This window comes from Motiliproteus coralliicola, assembly GCF_003345655.1.
Classification (GTDB): domain Bacteria; phylum Pseudomonadota; class Gammaproteobacteria; order Pseudomonadales; family Balneatricaceae; genus Motiliproteus; species Motiliproteus coralliicola.
On record NZ_QQOH01000002.1, the window covers coordinates 638939 to 653705 of the forward strand.

The window sequence follows — 14767 nt, forward strand, 5'->3', positions numbered from 1 at the left end:
AATAAAGCTTATAGCAAGAGTGTTGAACGGATTGCCAAAATCACATTCTTTTGTTCCCTGCTCGGGCACTCCGAAGCTAGCTTACATTAACGTTATGTGCCTTAGTAGCAATGCCTAAGAATACTGTTTCATTAATTATTGGAGTCTTTATGTTGGTAGTGGCATTAACATCACTTGCCACAGGAGAGACCTTAGGGATTGGGCCTAGTCATTCGTCAAGATATATAACAAATGAAGAAAACCCTATCGAGTTTGTTGCAGTAATATTAATAAAATTCGCTATCAGCTATTGGCTGCTTAGAGATTTTATTCGACAGGATCCATAAACCTCAATGAAAGATGTTTCAGCACATAGCAAGTGACTATGGCCTTCTATCAATCTATTAAGCCTCACTAACCAGTATGGTGGTTATTGGGCCAAATCCTTAAGCCGCCCCGACCACTGTTGGTTGTGTTGCTCAGGGGTACAGGCTCCGGCCAGCAACTCCAGGGTGGACGCCGGCCGTGGTGCGGGTAGTGTACGGTCGCAGAAATCCAGCACGACGACATCATCGAACAGCGACGTGGCCAGTTTCACCTGACCAATACAATATATGCAGTGTTGGCCCCATGGATTAGTTTAATGAAGCCACCCAGAGAACTTCGGCGTCATCTTCACTAACGCTGACCAGCGCGTGTCCCATGGAGCTATCGAAATAACTGCTGTCTCCAGCCTCCAGTCTGACCGGTTCATAGTGCTCACAATGCAATTCGACGGCACCGCTGAGAACCAGTAAGAACTCTTCACCATCGTGCCTGACCCAGTCTTTGAAGGAATCGATTGAGCGGGCGTGGATGGTGCTGGTGAAGGGTAACAATTTCTTCTGTTTGATCTCATGTGCCAGTAGGCGATGTGCGTACGATGGGGTTTGATGAAGCGGCCCTTCGGCTTTTCTTGTTAAGGACCGTCGGCTCAACTGTAAGTCGGGCTTCAACGAGGATGTGAGCTGCGACCAAGTGACTTCCAACGCTTGTAGCAAGGTCTGTAATAGCTGGAAGCTTGGGGACAGGCGGTTGTTTTCAATTTTGGAAAGCGTCGACTCCGAAAGGCCGCTTTTCTGGCTTAGCGCTTTGAGGGTGAGGTTTTTTACTTGTCTGATGCGCTTTATTTGTGGGCCCAGCCGCTCACTCTCGATGGTCGCCAGGTAATCAGGATGCTTTCGCTGATGGGTGGCGACCAGGTTGGATGTGGCTTCTAAACTGTGCGCGTTCATAGCATCCCCGCGGATTTAGTGAATGATCAAATGAGGGCTGTCGGTTGCGGTGTGTTGATGGAGGAAATACACAGCCCGTTGCTCGGTGAAAGAGCGCAGGGCTGTGCCGAGGGCTGGGTTATAGCTGAATCCAGCTGGCCTGATCTTTTTCGATAGCAAGCTTTGCCGCTGTCGAGGCGACCGCTAAGTCCTGCAGACCGACGCCGGTACCATCGAACAGGGTGATCTCGTCATCCGATGTACGACCGGGATGAGCCGCGTTGATTACTTGCCCTATCGGCGTGATCTGTTCCGCTGTGAGCTTGCTTTCGGCCACGGCATGCTGGGCTTCTCCGATGCTGATCGACTGGGCAACTTCGTCGGTGAAGACGGTGGCGGCGGCCAGTAGTTCAGGGTCGACTTCCTGTTTGCCCTTGGTGTCGGTGCCCATGCAGGCGATGTGGGTGCCGGGCTTGATCCAGTCACGCATTAGCAGGGGCTCGAACGCCGAGGTGATGGTGATGATCACATCGGCTTGGGCTCCCAGTTGTTGGCGATCTACCGCTTCAAATGGGAGTCCTAGCTCATTACAAACCGCTTCCAGCTTGGGTAGGTACTCCGGGTGAGGGTTCCAGGCGATAACGCGCTCAAATTGCCGCTGTTCAACGGCGGCTCGTAATTGGAACGTTGACTGGTGGCCGGCGCCTACCATTCCCAGTACCTTGGCATCAGGGCGTGCCAGGTGGGCAATCGATACGGCTGATGAGGCCGCCGTGCGTACTGCGGTCAGGTAGTTGCCGCCGACGATGGCCTTGGCCTGGCCGGTATCCGGGTCGAACAGCATGACGGTCGATTGATGGTTGGTTAGTCCGCGGCTGGTGTTATCAGGCCAGTAGCCTCCAGACTTCAGCCCCAGTGCCATACCGGCCCGGTCGAAGCCGGATTTGAACCCGTACAGTGCATTGGCATGACCAATCGCTTCACGTACCACCGGGAAGTTGTAGGCATCGCCACTGGCCATGGCGGCAAAGACATTTTCGATGGCGCTAAAGGCGTCAGCGCGGCCAACGACGGCTTCGCAGACGGCTTCTGAGACGATGGCGATACCTTGCTTGGCAGCGATGCCGTTGCTTAGGGTGGGTGTCATATGGGTACCCATTAAGAGCTCCTCTTAATAAGAAGGCCAGCCCAAGCGACCGATTAAGGCCGGCGAGGGCTGGGGGGAGAAACAGAAAGACGCTGGGCTTAGAACGCTTTTCCGCGTGCGGAGACGGGCCACAAAGACTCGACTTTGCCGTTGCGCACACCGACATACCAGTCGTGAACGTTGCAGGTCGGGTCGCAGTGCCCGGGTACCAGCTTGAGCTTATCGTTGATCTTCAAAGCCCCCTGAGGATCGGAGATAACACCGTGTTCGTCGGAGCATTTGATGTACTCGACGTCGTCACGGCCGAAGATGAACGGCAGGCCGCTATCGACCGACTGGGCCTTCAAGCCGGCATCGCAGATCGCTTTATCGGTCTTGGTGTGACTCATGACGGTGGTCAGGATGAACAAGGCGTTTTCCCATTCGCCTTGGTCGATACGCTTGCCGTCCTTGTCCAGGATGCGACCGTAATCGGCGTCCATAAAGGCGTAGGATCCGCACTGAAGTTCGTTGTAGACCCCTGAGTTACTTTCAAAGTAGTAGGAACCGGTGCCGCCGCCGGATACCAGTTCCGGCTTAAGGCCGACCTCGGTCAGGGCATCGGCCGCCTCTTTAACCATGGCGATGGCGATATCCAGTTTGGCCTGGCGCTCTTCATAGCTGTCCAAGTGCTGCATGGCGCCCTGGTAGGCCTGGATACCGGTGAATTTGAGGTTGGCGGCGGCGTCGATCGCCTGGGCAATCGTCACCACATCGGCGGTGCTGTTGACGCCGCAACGGCCGGCGCCGCAGTCAATTTCGACAAAACACTCAAGTTCGGTACCCTGTTGCTGGGCGGCAGCTGACAGCTCGGCGACATTGGCGAGTTCGTCAACGCAGACGATAATCCGGGAGCCCAGCTTGGGGAGTTTGGCCAGGCGCTCGAGTTTCAGTGGGTCGCGTACCTGGTTCGATACCAGCACATCTTTGATTCCGCCGCGAACAAATACCTCGGCTTCGGAAACTTTCTGGCAGCAGACGCCGATTGAACCGCCGAGGCGCTCTTGCAACTTGGCGACATCGACTGATTTATGCATCTTGCCGTGAACTCGGTGGCGCATGCCGTGAGCCTTGGCGTAATCGCCCATCTTCTTGATGTTGCGCTCCAGCGCATCCAGGTCGAGCACCAGACAAGGGGTTTGAATATCGGCTTCATCCATGCCGATCGCCGCGGGAATGTCGTAACCAACCTCTAGATTTTGGTTTTCCAGATCGGTTTTCGCGTTCATTGTTATTCTCCAAACAGGGTTATTCAGCACGTGGGTCAGGGGGTAAAACCACGCGGTCGATTCAGTTGTTCATCCAGGGCAGAGCATCCAGGTCGACATTGCCGCCGGTGATGATGATCCCGACTCGCTTGCCTTTGAACAGCTCGGGGTTTTTCAGGATGGTCGCTAGAGGAACCGCGCTGCTGGGCTCCATGACAATCTTCATCCGCTTCCAGATCAGCTTCATGGCATCGACAATTTCCTCCTCGGTGGCGGTCAGAATGTCGGTGACGTGGTTGCTGACGAAGTGCCAGGTCAGATCCTTAAGGGGAACCTTGAGGCCATCGGCAACGGTGTCGGGTGCGTCGTCGGCGATGATGTGGCCGGCCTTGAACGAGCGGGCCGCATCGTCGGCGTTGAGGGGTTCCGCGGCGTAGATCTTGATTTGTGGCGCGATATTGGACAGCGTCAGGCAGGTGCCGGAGATCATCCCACCACCACCGATCGGTGCCACGACCGCATCCAGGTTATCGACCTGGCTGACCAGCTCCTTGGAGCAGGTGCCTTGGCCGGCGATAACCCGTGGGTCGTTGTAAGGGTGAACGAACTCGGCCCCGGACTCGGCCACCACTTCGGCAAAGGTGGCTTCGCGTGAGCTGGTTGAGGGCTCGCATTCGACGATGCTGCCTCCGTAGCCTATTACCGCGTCTTTCTTGGCCTGCGGCGCGGTGCGAGGCATTACCACCGTGACGGGAATGCCTCGTTGGCCTGCTGCGTAGGACAACGAGAGTGCGTGGTTACCGGAGGAGTGGGTGGCAACCCCAATCTGGGCGGTCTTTTCATCCAACCCGAAGACTGCATTACAGGCCCCGCGTACTTTGAAGGCACCGGCCTTTTGAAAGTTTTCGCATTTAAAGAACAGCTCGGCTCCGGTCAGTTCGTTAAGAAAACGCGAGGTCAGTACCGGCGTTTGGTGGATGTAGGGTTTTATCCGTTCATGGGCCGCCAGGACATCGTCGTAGGTCGGTATATTCAAGTTGTTATCTGACTCGTTCATGATTGCGATCCTGGCCTGATTAAGCGGCTGATTGAGCGGGGGTGTCGATGGCTTGACCGGCGGCGGTCCGGCGGAAGAACTCCTGCGCTGCCCGTACACCGCTACCCAGTTCAATCGGATAGTTGAGATCGGCCATCGCCATCTCGATGGTAGCCAGACCCGACAGCACCATAACGTCAGTCAGATCACCCAGGTGGCCGATACGGAAGGCTTTACCGTTCATCTCGCCCAGACCGATGCCGTAGGAGACGCCGTATTTATTGAAGGCGTGATCGGTCAGTTCATTGCTGTCGAACCCTTCAGGAACGTAGATCGCGCTAACGGTATCGGAGGCCAGTTCCGGCGAGTTGGCGCACAGGCGCAAACCCCAGGCGGCGACAGCCTGGCGAACGCCTTCAGCCAGGCGGTGGTGACGGGCGTAAACATTGTCCAGGCCTTCCTCGAACAGCATCGACAGGCTCTCTTTCAAGCCGTAGATCAGCTGCAGTGGCGGGGTGTAGGGGAATCCGCCATTGGCGTTAGCCGCCATCATGTCGCGGAAGTCAAAGAAGGTCCGCGGCAGGGTGGCCGTTTCCATGGCTGCCAGGGCCTTCTGGCTAACGCCCAGAATCGCCATCCCGGTTGCCAGCATGAAGCCTTTTTGTGAGCCGGATACGGCGATGTCGACTCCCCAGCCATCCATGTCGAACGGCATCGAGGCCAGCGAGCTGACGCAATCGACAAATAGCATCGCCGGGTGGCCGGCATTATCCATGGCTTTACGAACGGCACCGATATCACTGCGAACACCGGTTGCGGTTTCGTTGTGGGTAACCAGGACGGCTTTGATCTGTTGCTCGGTGTCGGCCTTGAGCGCCGTTTCAAACTGGTCCGCTGGCGCACCGTCTCCCCAAGGGCATTCGATGACCTGTACATCCAGGCCGTGGCGCTGACACAGGTCGATCCAGCGATGGGAGAACATGCCGTAGCGGGCAATCAGAACCTTGTCGCCCGGTGAAAGGGTGTTGGTTACCGCCGCTTCCCAACCGCCAGTGCCGCTAGACGGGAACGTGATGACCTGGCCGGTTTCGGTGCCGAAGACGCGTTTACAGTCGTTGAGAACCGGCGCGAAGGTCTCTACAAAATCCGGGGCGCGGTGGTCGCGGGTTTGCATATGCATCGCATTGAGTAAGCGATCGGGGATGTTGGTCGGGCCAGGAATAAAGACCGGATTTTGATTCGACATGGGATGCTACTCCGTTAGTGAAGAAGTGACAGGTTGACGTTCCTCGGTGAAAGTCTGACAAGTCTTTGTACTTCTTTTGCGTTTATATTGTGTACAAAAATCTATAGGTGAGTTTATTCATAACCTGACCTTGGGGTCAAGTAAAAATAAATTATCGCCTGTCTCAGTAGAAACATATTGATAATCAACTGTTTGCTGCTTGTTATTGGCTTGTTTGCACGATTTTTGAGCGAAATTATTGTGTACGATGCTGTGAAAAGGTGTCGGATTGATGGTGTTTCGGCGCAGGAGGGGGAGATCAGCGGAGGTAGTGGGCAAACAGTTGGCTGATGACGCCTTGGCTTTGCAGCAGGCTGATGGCTTGGTTGATGCGGGGGAGGGCGTGGGTCAGAGAAGGACGCAGGCGGAGCATAACGTCGACTCGATTGAGCGTGCGGCTGGTCGGGTATCGATAAAATCTGGGATGCTGTTGAGCCCAGTAGCGTTGTACGACGCGGTCGACAAAAACCTGGTTTATTCGACCGCTGTCGAGCAGGCGCAGTAACTGGGGCTCATCGGTTACATCAATGCGCTCAATCTCCCCCTGCCTGAGGCTGGTCGTGAAGCCGGGATAGGTATAACCGCGTATGGTGCCGACCGACCGGCCTTTCAGACTGTTTGGTCCGAGAATGCTAAATGCGGTACCGGGGCGGAACAGTACGACCTGTTCCAAGGCTGCAAATGGAATACTGTAGATTCCGGGGTGGAGTGACGCCTGCCGCCATTGGGGATTCACGCCGGGTTCCAGGTCGATCTTGCCCTCTTCAAATTGCCTTTGCAGTCTGGCGGTCGAGTAGTACTCGATCTTGAAGGTGTCTCCGGTTATTTGGGCGATCTTTTGCAACAGATCGTGATAGATGCCTTGGTGTTTGGCTTGAATCATCAGCGGAGGCGCGTTGTAAAACCCGACCCTGATCGTTTCGGCGCGCAGGGTTGAGAGGTTGAGCTGGCCGGCGAGCAAGAGCCCGCAGACGAAAGCCAGGCGTAATCGTGTAATTCGGGTAGGCGTTGGGAACGCTAGCGTTGGTCGCATCTGCCTAGGGGAGGGCTGGGCCGCCCCGCCTCTATGATCGCTAGAAGTTGACCAGGGCTGTCTATCAGGTGGCAGTAATCACTGTTACCCAACTCCTGGTCACTGGCATAACCCCAGCTAACCGCTACCGATCGGGTGGCGTTCGCCTTGGCTGCTTCGATATCACAGGCTCGATCACCAATCATCCAGCAGTGTGAGGGGGTTAGCTGCTGCTGCGCTATCAGGTGTCCAAGATGGCGGCTTTTACAGCTGCGAACACCTTGGTCTGTGCTGCCAAAGACCTGTTGGAAGTAGGGGGCAAGCCCTGCGTCGGTGAGTATCCATTCGGCCTGTGCTTGCGGCTTGGCGGTGAGTACGGCCAGAGATTGATCACAGGAGTCGGCCAGTTGTTGCAGCAGTGCGCTAATGCCCGGATAGATGCGGTAGTGGTGGATGCCCTGTTGCAGGTAATGCTGGCGAAACAGGGTGACGGCTTGCTCGATAACCGGTTGGTGTTGGGTATCTAGCAGTGACGCGAAGCTGATCCTCAATGGGGGACCAAAGCAATCGCGTAACCGTTGCTCGCAAGGCTGTTCCACCCCTAGTTGATCGAGGGTGTGCCTGATCGATAACTCAATACCTGGCTGTGAGTCGACCAGGGTGCCATCGAGGTCGAAAAACAGTTGTGTTCTTTTTTCAGTAGCCAAAGTCGAGCGCTCGTGTTGTATACAAAGTCGTAAAAAATTGTAATCATAACTTGACCCGCTAGTCAAGAAAGTGCTAATTCTAGTAATCAATGAATCCCGCCTCAATCTTGAAAAAGCTTTTTTCCACCATTGGGCGGCGTACTGATCCAGCGTGTTTGTTTCGTAATTCATCGTTAAACGACATGCCGAAAAGCGACCAGAGATCAGGGGCCCTAGCCTGAAACCAGAGGCTTGCGGCTACGTATTTTGGACGCCGATTCTTGTTTGTTCCGGGTTGGGCCTGCGTGGTTCGTCCAGGCTCTATCGGCTAGAGATGTTTCAACAATATTAATAATTATTCTTTTGCTTTCAGGAGTTTTGACTATGGCTTCATTAAACTTGGACCGCTCGATTGCTATCACTCAAGGGGCTTTTCTAAAGAGCGAGACACTGAAATCCGAACCTTTGACCGTTGCGATTCTGGACCAGGGCGGCAGGCTGATCTCGTTACAGCGCCAGGATGGCTCCAGTATGATGCGCCCCGATATCGCGATCGCCAAAGCCTGGGGAGCGGTTGCCATGGGGAAGTCGTCCCGTTCGCTGGCCTCCGATGCCAAGCAGCGCCCCGCGTTTGTCTCCGCGTTGAATACGCTGGCCAACGGCAACCTGATTCCGGTGCCGGGCGGGGTGCTGATCCGTGATCAGGATGACACAGTGGTGGGTGCTGTCGGTATCAGTGGTGATACGTCGGATATTGATGAATTGTGCGCGGTCAGTGGTGTTCAAGCAGCTGGCCTGGTAGCAGACGTAGGCGCTGCCTGAACGGGACCCTGATGCCCGAAGTAGTTCGGTGGCCGGCCGCTCTGAAGGCGGCCCTGGCTCCGGGCTGTTGCCTATCCCACCGGGTGTGACGTGCCTGTCACGCCCAGATTAACCTGCCTTGAGTTTATATCGACGCCCGAAGCAGGGTCTGAGATTCAGGCCGGCGAACGTACTTCGCAGCCCTTGAGAACCAGCTGTTCGATCAATGATGCTGCGGTTTCGAAATCGCTGTCGGTCAGCTCGTCCCGACCCGTTACCGCGGTGATCTGCCAGTCAAAATCGGCATAGGTTTGGGTCGAGGCCCAGAGTGAGAACAGCAGGTGCTGCGGGTCAACCTTGGCCATCAGTCCCTGGTCGATCCAGGACTGGATACGCGCGGTGCTGGTGCGGGTCTGCTCCATTAGCTGCTGTTTGATGTCCTCGGGCAGGTGCGGGGCACCGTGCATGATTTCGCTGGCGAATACCTTGGAGGCGTGCGGGTGTTGCTTGGAGATCTGTAACTTGGCCCGGATGTAGGCCTTGAAGGCGACCACCGGATCGTCATTGTTCAGCAATGGTTCGCTGGCCTGCAGCAACGGCTGGGTGATGCTTTCAAGAACGCTGCGGTAGAGGTTCTCCTTGCTCTTGAAGTAGTAGTAGACGTTGGGTTTGGGCACCCCGGCCAGTTTGGCGATATCAACGGTCTTGGTTGCAGCGAATCCGCATTCGGCAAAGACCTTGCTGGCCGCCTCAATAATCAGTTCATTATTGCGTTCGCGAATCCTGGCCATACTGTTTGCTACCTGGAGAAGTTATCGGTGGCGGCATGGTAGCACCGGTATTTGACGAGGCCAAGATATCAGCCCGGCCGACAACTGGCTGTCGGCCGGGCTGGATGGCAGGGGCCTTTACAGACGCCAGACCAGCAGGGCCTGGACTACCGATTCGTCGGTTTTCGAATCGCCCAACTTGTTGTTCCAGTACTGGTATTCGATACCGACAAACAGCTGTCCGGCTCTGTCAAACAGTTGCTCACCCAGGTCGAGTCGTAGCTGTGGCTGAGCCAGAATGTGGTGGCTGACCTTGTCGCCGAATTCGTTATCCCGTGAGCCGATATATTCGGCGTGACCTTCAACGCTCCAACTGGTGGAACCGATCTTGAATGGGTAAGCCCAGCTGAAGTCGACCATGTAACTGTCGTCTTCAGCCGGTGCACCACCGCTGGCAACGCCGTCGCTATCATCGATATAGGCCGTGACATCCAGATTGGCAAAGGCGAACCCCGGCAGGTCCAGGGACAGGCGCACGCCCGGCAGGTACTTGAGAACGTTGGCGTCGGCAGCAAAGTTAAGCCCGGTGACCAGACCAAAATCACGGATCGGGCCGACGCTCAGGTCTTTGCCACTGATCTTGCCGAAGCTGAAGTGTGGGTACAGTTCTGCGTACAGGTCACTGTTGTCGCTGGTTTTGGAGGCGTCGACAAAAAAGAAGGTGTCACCGTACTTCCAACCGCTGGCGTGTTGCAGGGTCAGGATGGTGGTTTGTTCGCTGCCGCCGCCGGCAAAACTGGGTACATCCAGGTCACCGCGCTGAAGCTGCAGCTCGGTGGTGCTCCAGTCAGCGGCGTTAAGGCCGGTGGTTGCCAGGGCCGCTGCCAGGCCCAGGGCCGGTACGAGGGTATGCTTGAGGGTCGTTTTGGACACCGTAGGTTTCTCCTAGTTTATTGTTATTGCAGTTTTGAGTGGTTGTTATTGCTTGCTTACCAGGCTCTGTCCTGTGTGTTGCACAGGCAGCCGCACACCGCTGCATTAGACGCAGTGGCTGTGTTGGGTGTTGTGGCTAGGGTCGTTCAGGCCTCCTCGGAGCGAGGAGGCCCTTGGCCGATGAGGGGTGTTAGTTGATAGGAGCGCCTTGGGCGATCCATAGGCCCAGCAGGTCTCGTTCCTGCTGGGTCATGCCGGTGATATTTCCCAACGGCATGGCTTGGGTGGCGACCGACTGGGCGTGAATACGAGCCGCTTGTTGCTGGATCTGATTCGGTGCATCCAGCATCACCCCACCTGGAGCGCTGCTGAACGCCGGGTTGCTGGGGCTGGAGGAATGGCAGCCGGTGCAGCGCTGGTTGATCACCTGTTCAACGGCGTTGAAGGCAACCGGCTCTGCGTGACCTTGGCTTTGCGGTAGGTTGGCAGGTTGTTGCGGGGCGACCACGAAGGCCAGAGTGATCATGCCGAAGGCTGCGGCAGGCAGAGTCCAGGCGTATTTCTGGCTTTCATGACGGGTGTTGAAGTAGTGGCGTACAAGTACACTCAATACCGCCAGACCGGCCAGGATCGCCCAGTTGTAGTCGCTGCCATAGGTGCTGGGGAAGTGGTTGCTGATCATGATAAACAGCACCGGCAGAGTGAAGTAGTTGTTATGGCGCGAACGTAGCAGGCCCTTGGCGGGTAGAGTCGGATCGGGCTCTCGGCCGGCTTCGATCGCCGCTACCAGCGCACGCTGCGCCGGCATGATGACGCGGAATACATTACCGACCATGATGGTGCCGATGATGGCACCGATATGAATAAAGGCGCCGCGACCGCTGAATACCTGGGCCAGACCATAGGAGGCCGCTACCAGCAGAACAAACAGCACCAGGCCTAATAGGGCGGGTTGCTTACCCAGGGGGGAGTCACAGAGCAGGTCGTAGACCAGCCAGCCGGCAATCAGGGAACCGACGCCGATGGCGATGGCGCTACCCGCGCTCAGCTCGGAGCCCGGGGCGACCAGGTAGAGCTCGGCGTTGAGGTAGTACACCACGATGAGCAGGGCGATACCGCTGAGGAAGGTGGCATAAGCCTCCCATTTAAACCAGTGCAGTTTTTCCGGCATCTTCGGCGGGGCCAGCTTATATTTTTCCAGGTGGTAGATACCGCCGCCATGGATGGCCCAAAGATCGCCAGACAGGCCTTCGCGCGGATTACGGCGGTCCAGGTGGTTTTCCAACCAGACAAAATAGAAGGATGCGCCGATCCAGGCGATGCCGGTGATCATATGACCCCAGCGGATGACTAGGTTAAGCCATTCGGTGATATGCGGATCCATGGTTAACTCCTTATTACTTTCTGACCGGGCTTAGCGCTGTTTATTCGCCGTCAGGGGTCAGTCTTTATTGTTATTGTGATCGATGCCTAGCGTTGACTTGGAATTGGGGCACCAGGGTCAAGCACGATCGGCTCTTTCAGATTGAAGAAATGCTCATCGCAATTGTTACCTTCGCCTGCGCGGTCGACGACCAGGAAGTCGTCTTCTTCGACGCAACACAGAACCGGGTGATGCCAGACGCCCCGATGGTAGTTAACACCCTGCTGGCCGTTGCTGATAAAGGCACGCAGTTGGTCCGGTTCAGGGTTGTCGCCAGCGGCGGCAACCACGATCAGGAACGGGTTACCTTTCAGCGGGATAAACGCCTGCGATCCCTGTGGGTGACGCTCTACCATCTGGATCTCCAGTGGTAGCGGCAATGCCTGGGCGCGGAAGATGCTGATGATCGCGCGATCTTCTGGTTGCCCAAGCTGGACGTCGGCTAACTGGTGGTAGCGCTGGGTCGAGCCATTGTTGATCATGAAAAAATCACGCTCAGCAGTCTCGATAACATCACCGTAGGGCGCAAACGCTTCTTGGGTCAGAGGTTCGGGGCGTAGTAGCAGCACGATAGATTCCTTGTCGATGTCTTAGTTGCTGACTGCTTTGCCGAACAGGCGCAGACGACTGATACCACCATCAGGGAAAATGTTCAGGCGCACGTGGGTGATCGGACCTAGCTGTTTGATCTGGTCGACGAATTCGTGTTCCTGATGCATCTCCAACTTCTGGGCTGGTAGCAGTTCCTGCCAGTAGAGGCTCTGGGTCTCGATCTGAGCATCCGTACCGCCATGGACGTAGGCTGCCTGAATACTGCAACGGTCCGGGTAGTTGCCTTTAAAGTGCAGGGTATCGACGACAATGCGTTCGATCTCGCCGGGGTGGCCCAGAGCGACTATGACCCAGTCGTTACCTGGGGTGCGGCGTCGAGCCGTCTCCCAGCCATCACCCATATTCACGCCGCGTCCAGGGTTGATAATGTTACTCATGTTGCCGAAGTGCTGATCGTTGCAGGCGAGGGCGCGTCCACCGTTGAGCGCGGCGGCCAGGTCGATCTGCTCGTCGCCGTTCTGGTTGGACCAGTCCCGATAAGGAGTGCCGTAGACCCGTAGTCGTGCGACGCCACCATCGGGATAGATGTTAAAGCGCAGGTGGGTAAATGGCTGGTTGTTGATGGCGGGATCATCGATAGGGTGCAAGTGCTGGCTATCGCCTTGGAGGGCGACGGCCGGTAATACTTCGACCCAACGCGTATCTTCGTTCGGGTCTCCTTCGGCGCAGAAACAGGCTTCCAGTGACGCGGATGGCGGGAAGTTGCCGGTAAAGTATGCGGTGTCGATATCGATGCCCTGGATTGTCCCGGGCACGCCCAGACGCAGGATGCAGTAGTCGTAACCTTCAAAGCGCTTGCGGCGTGACTCCCAACCATCCATCCATTTGCCATTGTCATCAAACACGCCTTCTTTCCACACTGGCGGCTCCGGTTGCAGCATTCGGTCGACAGCGGCAAACCAGTCATCGGTAACGAAGATGGACTGGGTGCCCAGGCGAGCGTCGGCCAGGTTTACTTGCTTTTGGAAATCGTATTGGTGGTCACTATTCATGTCGTAATCTCAGTGGTTCTTATTGTCGATGGATTGGCTATTCGGGTTACATCGCTTCGAGTCGGAACAGGGCGATCTTGTTGATCTCGATCAGCGCTCGTTCAAACTCTTCATCCGGGGTGTTATGGATGCGCTCTTCAAAGGCTTCCAAAATCTGGAAGCGATTGCTGCCCTTAACCGCTTTGATAAACGGAAAGCCAAATTTGGATTTATAAGCGTCGTTAAGCTGGGTAAAACGCTGGAACTCTTCGGCACTACATTCATGGATGCCGGCTCCTGCCTGCTCTGAGGTCGAGGCTTCGGTCAGCTCGCCGGCGATGGCGGCTTTACCCGCCAGATCCGGGTGAGCGTTGATTAGATCGAGCTGTGCCTGGCGGCTGCTGCTGAGCAGGATATCCGCCATCAACTGGTGCAAGCCGTCAACCTGATCATGTACCGGACTCAGGCCGCGTTCCCAGGCCTGCTCAGCTACCCACGCAGAGTGTTCATAGATATCGGCAAAGGTGCTGATAAAGTCCGCTCGGCCCATCATGCTGGGGATGAACTGTTGAAATGTCTTGGACTGTGCTTGTGCATTCATGGTCTGAATTCCGTTAACGATTACTGCTGATAATCAGCAGCTGAATAGGGGTGGTGTTCGTACCAGTGGTTGGCGATATCGATACGGCGGCAGAACCAGACCTTTTCGTGGCTTTTGACGTACTCGATAAAGCGTTGCAATGCGGCAATGCGGGCAGGTCTGCCGACTAACCGGCAATGCAACCCGATGGACAGCATTTTGGGAGCCTCCGCACCTTCGGCATAGAGCACGTCGAAGCTGTCTTTGAGGTATTGGTAGAACTGCTCGCCACTGTTGAAACCCTGGGGGGTGGCAAAGCGCATATCGTTGGTATCCAGGGTGTAGGGGATGACCAGGTGGCCTTTGCCATTGTTGTCGACCCAGTAGGGTAGATCGTCGTCGTAGGCATCGGAATCGTAGAGAAAACTCCCTTCTTCCATCACCAGACGGCGGGTGTTTGGGCTATTGCGGCCGGTATACCAGCCCTGGGGTTTGTGCCCGGTAACCTGCTCGATGATCTCGATCGCTTTATTCAGATGGTCGCGCTCTGTGGTTTCATCGGTGTACTGGTAATCGATCCAGCGGTAGCCGTGGCTGCAGATTTCGTGGCCAGCTTTGGCCATGGCCCGGGCTACTTCCGGGTGGCGCTCTACCGCCATAGCGACGGCGAAGATGGTCAGCGGGATTTGATGCTTTTCGAATAACCGCAGCAGACGCCAGACCCCCGCACGACTACCGTATTCGTAGCAGGACTCCATACTCATGTTGCGAACGCCGTTCAGAGGTTGCGCGGCAGGCATTTCTGACAGGAATGCTTCGGACTCATCGTCACCATGCAGGATGTTACGCTCTCCACCTTCTTCGTAGTTCAATACGAATGAGATAGCGATACGGGCATCACCAGGCCAGTGCGGGTGAGGGGGCTGGGCACCGTAGCCGATCAGGTTTCTTGGATAATCGTTGCTCACGGGTCTGTTCCTTAGAGTTGGTTCTAGCTAACTGTAATGTGCCGGATCAGAGATCTTTGCGGCC

At 56.0% G+C, this 14767-nt stretch carries 16 protein-coding genes; 1 reads left to right on the forward strand and 15 read right to left on the reverse strand.

Annotation, left to right across the window (positions count from 1 at the left end):
* Positions 1 to 409: 409 nt before the first annotated feature.
* From DV711_RS19475 to DV711_RS19795, 8 genes are all read right to left on the reverse strand, one after another.
* Complete coding sequence (locus DV711_RS19475) at positions 410 to 577, reverse strand: hypothetical protein (protein WP_165840064.1); 168 nt, start codon at positions 575 to 577, stop codon at positions 410 to 412.
* Between the two features lie 37 nt (positions 578 to 614).
* Positions 615 to 1253, reverse strand: a complete 639-nt coding sequence (locus DV711_RS09845) for a helix-turn-helix domain-containing protein (RefSeq protein WP_114695489.1) — start codon at positions 1251 to 1253, stop codon at positions 615 to 617.
* A gap of 118 nt (positions 1254 to 1371) precedes the next feature.
* Positions 1372 to 2391: an iminosuccinate reductase BhcD gene (gene bhcD / locus DV711_RS09850; RefSeq protein WP_207802591.1), complete on the reverse strand. Its 1020-nt coding sequence runs from the start codon at positions 2389 to 2391 to the stop codon at positions 1372 to 1374.
* Between the two features lie 86 nt (positions 2392 to 2477).
* Entirely contained in the window at positions 2478 to 3647 is a 1170-nt protein-coding gene (gene bhcC, locus DV711_RS09855; protein WP_114695490.1) for a 3-hydroxy-D-aspartate aldolase BhcC, read from the reverse strand.
* Positions 3648 to 3708: 61 nt separating this feature from the next.
* Positions 3709 to 4683, reverse strand: a complete 975-nt coding sequence (bhcB, locus tag DV711_RS09860) for a beta-hydroxyaspartate dehydratase BhcB (protein WP_114695491.1) — start codon at positions 4681 to 4683, stop codon at positions 3709 to 3711.
* 19 nt (positions 4684 to 4702) lie between these two features.
* Positions 4703 to 5908, reverse strand: a complete 1206-nt coding sequence (gene bhcA / locus DV711_RS09865) for an L-aspartate--glyoxylate aminotransferase BhcA (RefSeq protein WP_114695492.1) — start codon at positions 5906 to 5908, stop codon at positions 4703 to 4705.
* A gap of 298 nt (positions 5909 to 6206) precedes the next feature.
* Positions 6207 to 6908 carry a substrate-binding periplasmic protein gene (locus DV711_RS09870; protein ID WP_165840065.1) on the reverse strand — a complete coding sequence of 234 codons (702 nt, stop codon included), beginning with the start codon at positions 6906 to 6908 and terminating at the stop codon, positions 6207 to 6209.
* A gap of 56 nt (positions 6909 to 6964) precedes the next feature.
* Complete coding sequence (locus DV711_RS19795) at positions 6965 to 7837, reverse strand: HAD hydrolase-like protein (protein ID WP_114695494.1); 873 nt, start codon at positions 7835 to 7837, stop codon at positions 6965 to 6967.
* Positions 7838 to 8029: 192 nt separating this feature from the next.
* On the opposite strand from DV711_RS19795, the gene DV711_RS09880 reads away from it, so the two are divergent.
* Positions 8030 to 8467 (forward strand): GlcG/HbpS family heme-binding protein, encoded by a 438-nt coding sequence (locus DV711_RS09880; RefSeq protein ID WP_114695495.1) that lies wholly within the window; start codon positions 8030 to 8032, stop codon positions 8465 to 8467.
* A gap of 155 nt (positions 8468 to 8622) precedes the next feature.
* Here the strand turns inward: DV711_RS09880 and DV711_RS09885 are convergent, their stop codons facing one another.
* The 7 genes from DV711_RS09885 to puuE all read right to left on the reverse strand — a co-directional run bounded on the left by DV711_RS09885 (position 8623) and on the right by puuE (position 14703).
* The gene (locus DV711_RS09885; protein WP_114695496.1) at positions 8623 to 9237 is read right to left on the reverse strand and encodes a TetR/AcrR family transcriptional regulator; all 615 of its coding nucleotides are present in this window, start codon (positions 9235 to 9237) and stop codon (positions 8623 to 8625) included.
* 117 nt (positions 9238 to 9354) lie between these two features.
* The gene (locus tag DV711_RS09890; protein ID WP_207802592.1) at positions 9355 to 10149 is read right to left on the reverse strand and encodes an outer membrane protein OmpK; all 795 of its coding nucleotides are present in this window, start codon (positions 10147 to 10149) and stop codon (positions 9355 to 9357) included.
* Between the two features lie 190 nt (positions 10150 to 10339).
* Entirely contained in the window at positions 10340 to 11533 is a 1194-nt protein-coding gene (locus DV711_RS09895) for a urate hydroxylase PuuD (RefSeq protein ID WP_114695497.1), read from the reverse strand.
* A gap of 86 nt (positions 11534 to 11619) precedes the next feature.
* The gene (locus DV711_RS09900) at positions 11620 to 12141 is read right to left on the reverse strand and encodes an ureidoglycolate lyase (protein ID WP_114695498.1); all 522 of its coding nucleotides are present in this window, start codon (positions 12139 to 12141) and stop codon (positions 11620 to 11622) included.
* A gap of 21 nt (positions 12142 to 12162) precedes the next feature.
* The gene (gene alc, locus DV711_RS09905; RefSeq protein WP_114695499.1) at positions 12163 to 13176 is read right to left on the reverse strand and encodes an allantoicase; all 1014 of its coding nucleotides are present in this window, start codon (positions 13174 to 13176) and stop codon (positions 12163 to 12165) included.
* A 46-nt stretch (positions 13177 to 13222) separates the two neighbouring features.
* A complete protein-coding gene (uraD, locus tag DV711_RS09910; protein ID WP_114695500.1) occupies positions 13223 to 13756 on the reverse strand; it encodes a 2-oxo-4-hydroxy-4-carboxy-5-ureidoimidazoline decarboxylase in 534 nt (177 codons plus the stop codon).
* 20 nt (positions 13757 to 13776) lie between these two features.
* The gene (gene puuE / locus DV711_RS09915; RefSeq protein ID WP_114695501.1) at positions 13777 to 14703 is read right to left on the reverse strand and encodes an allantoinase PuuE; all 927 of its coding nucleotides are present in this window, start codon (positions 14701 to 14703) and stop codon (positions 13777 to 13779) included.
* Positions 14704 to 14767: the final 64 nt, after the last annotated feature.

Excerpts from the sequence above, each read along its gene's own strand:
- DV711_RS09845 (WP_114695489.1), bottom strand. The coding sequence starts at position 1,253 with ATGAACGCGCACAGTTTAGAAGCCACATCCAACCTGGTCGCCACCCAT.
- bhcC (WP_114695490.1), bottom strand. The coding sequence starts at position 3,647 with ATGAACGCGAAAACCGATCTGGAAAACCAAAATCTAGAGGTTGGTTAC.
- DV711_RS09895 (WP_114695497.1), bottom strand. The coding sequence starts at position 11,533 with ATGGATCCGCATATCACCGAATGGCTTAACCTAGTCATCCGCTGGGGT.
- DV711_RS19795 (WP_114695494.1), bottom strand. The coding sequence starts at position 7,837 with ATGAATTACGAAACAAACACGCTGGATCAGTACGCCGCCCAATGGTGG.
- alc (WP_114695499.1), bottom strand. The coding sequence starts at position 13,176 with ATGAATAGTGACCACCAATACGATTTCCAAAAGCAAGTAAACCTGGCC.
- DV711_RS09880 (WP_114695495.1), top strand. The coding sequence starts at position 8,030 with ATGGCTTCATTAAACTTGGACCGCTCGATTGCTATCACTCAAGGGGCT.
- bhcA (WP_114695492.1), bottom strand. The coding sequence starts at position 5,908 with ATGTCGAATCAAAATCCGGTCTTTATTCCTGGCCCGACCAACATCCCC.
- uraD (WP_114695500.1), bottom strand. The coding sequence starts at position 13,756 with ATGAATGCACAAGCACAGTCCAAGACATTTCAACAGTTCATCCCCAGC.
- DV711_RS09885 (WP_114695496.1), bottom strand. The coding sequence starts at position 9,237 with ATGGCCAGGATTCGCGAACGCAATAATGAACTGATTATTGAGGCGGCC.
- bhcB (WP_114695491.1), bottom strand. The coding sequence starts at position 4,683 with ATGAACGAGTCAGATAACAACTTGAATATACCGACCTACGACGATGTC.
- bhcD (WP_207802591.1), bottom strand. The coding sequence starts at position 2,391 with ATGGGTACCCATATGACACCCACCCTAAGCAACGGCATCGCTGCCAAG.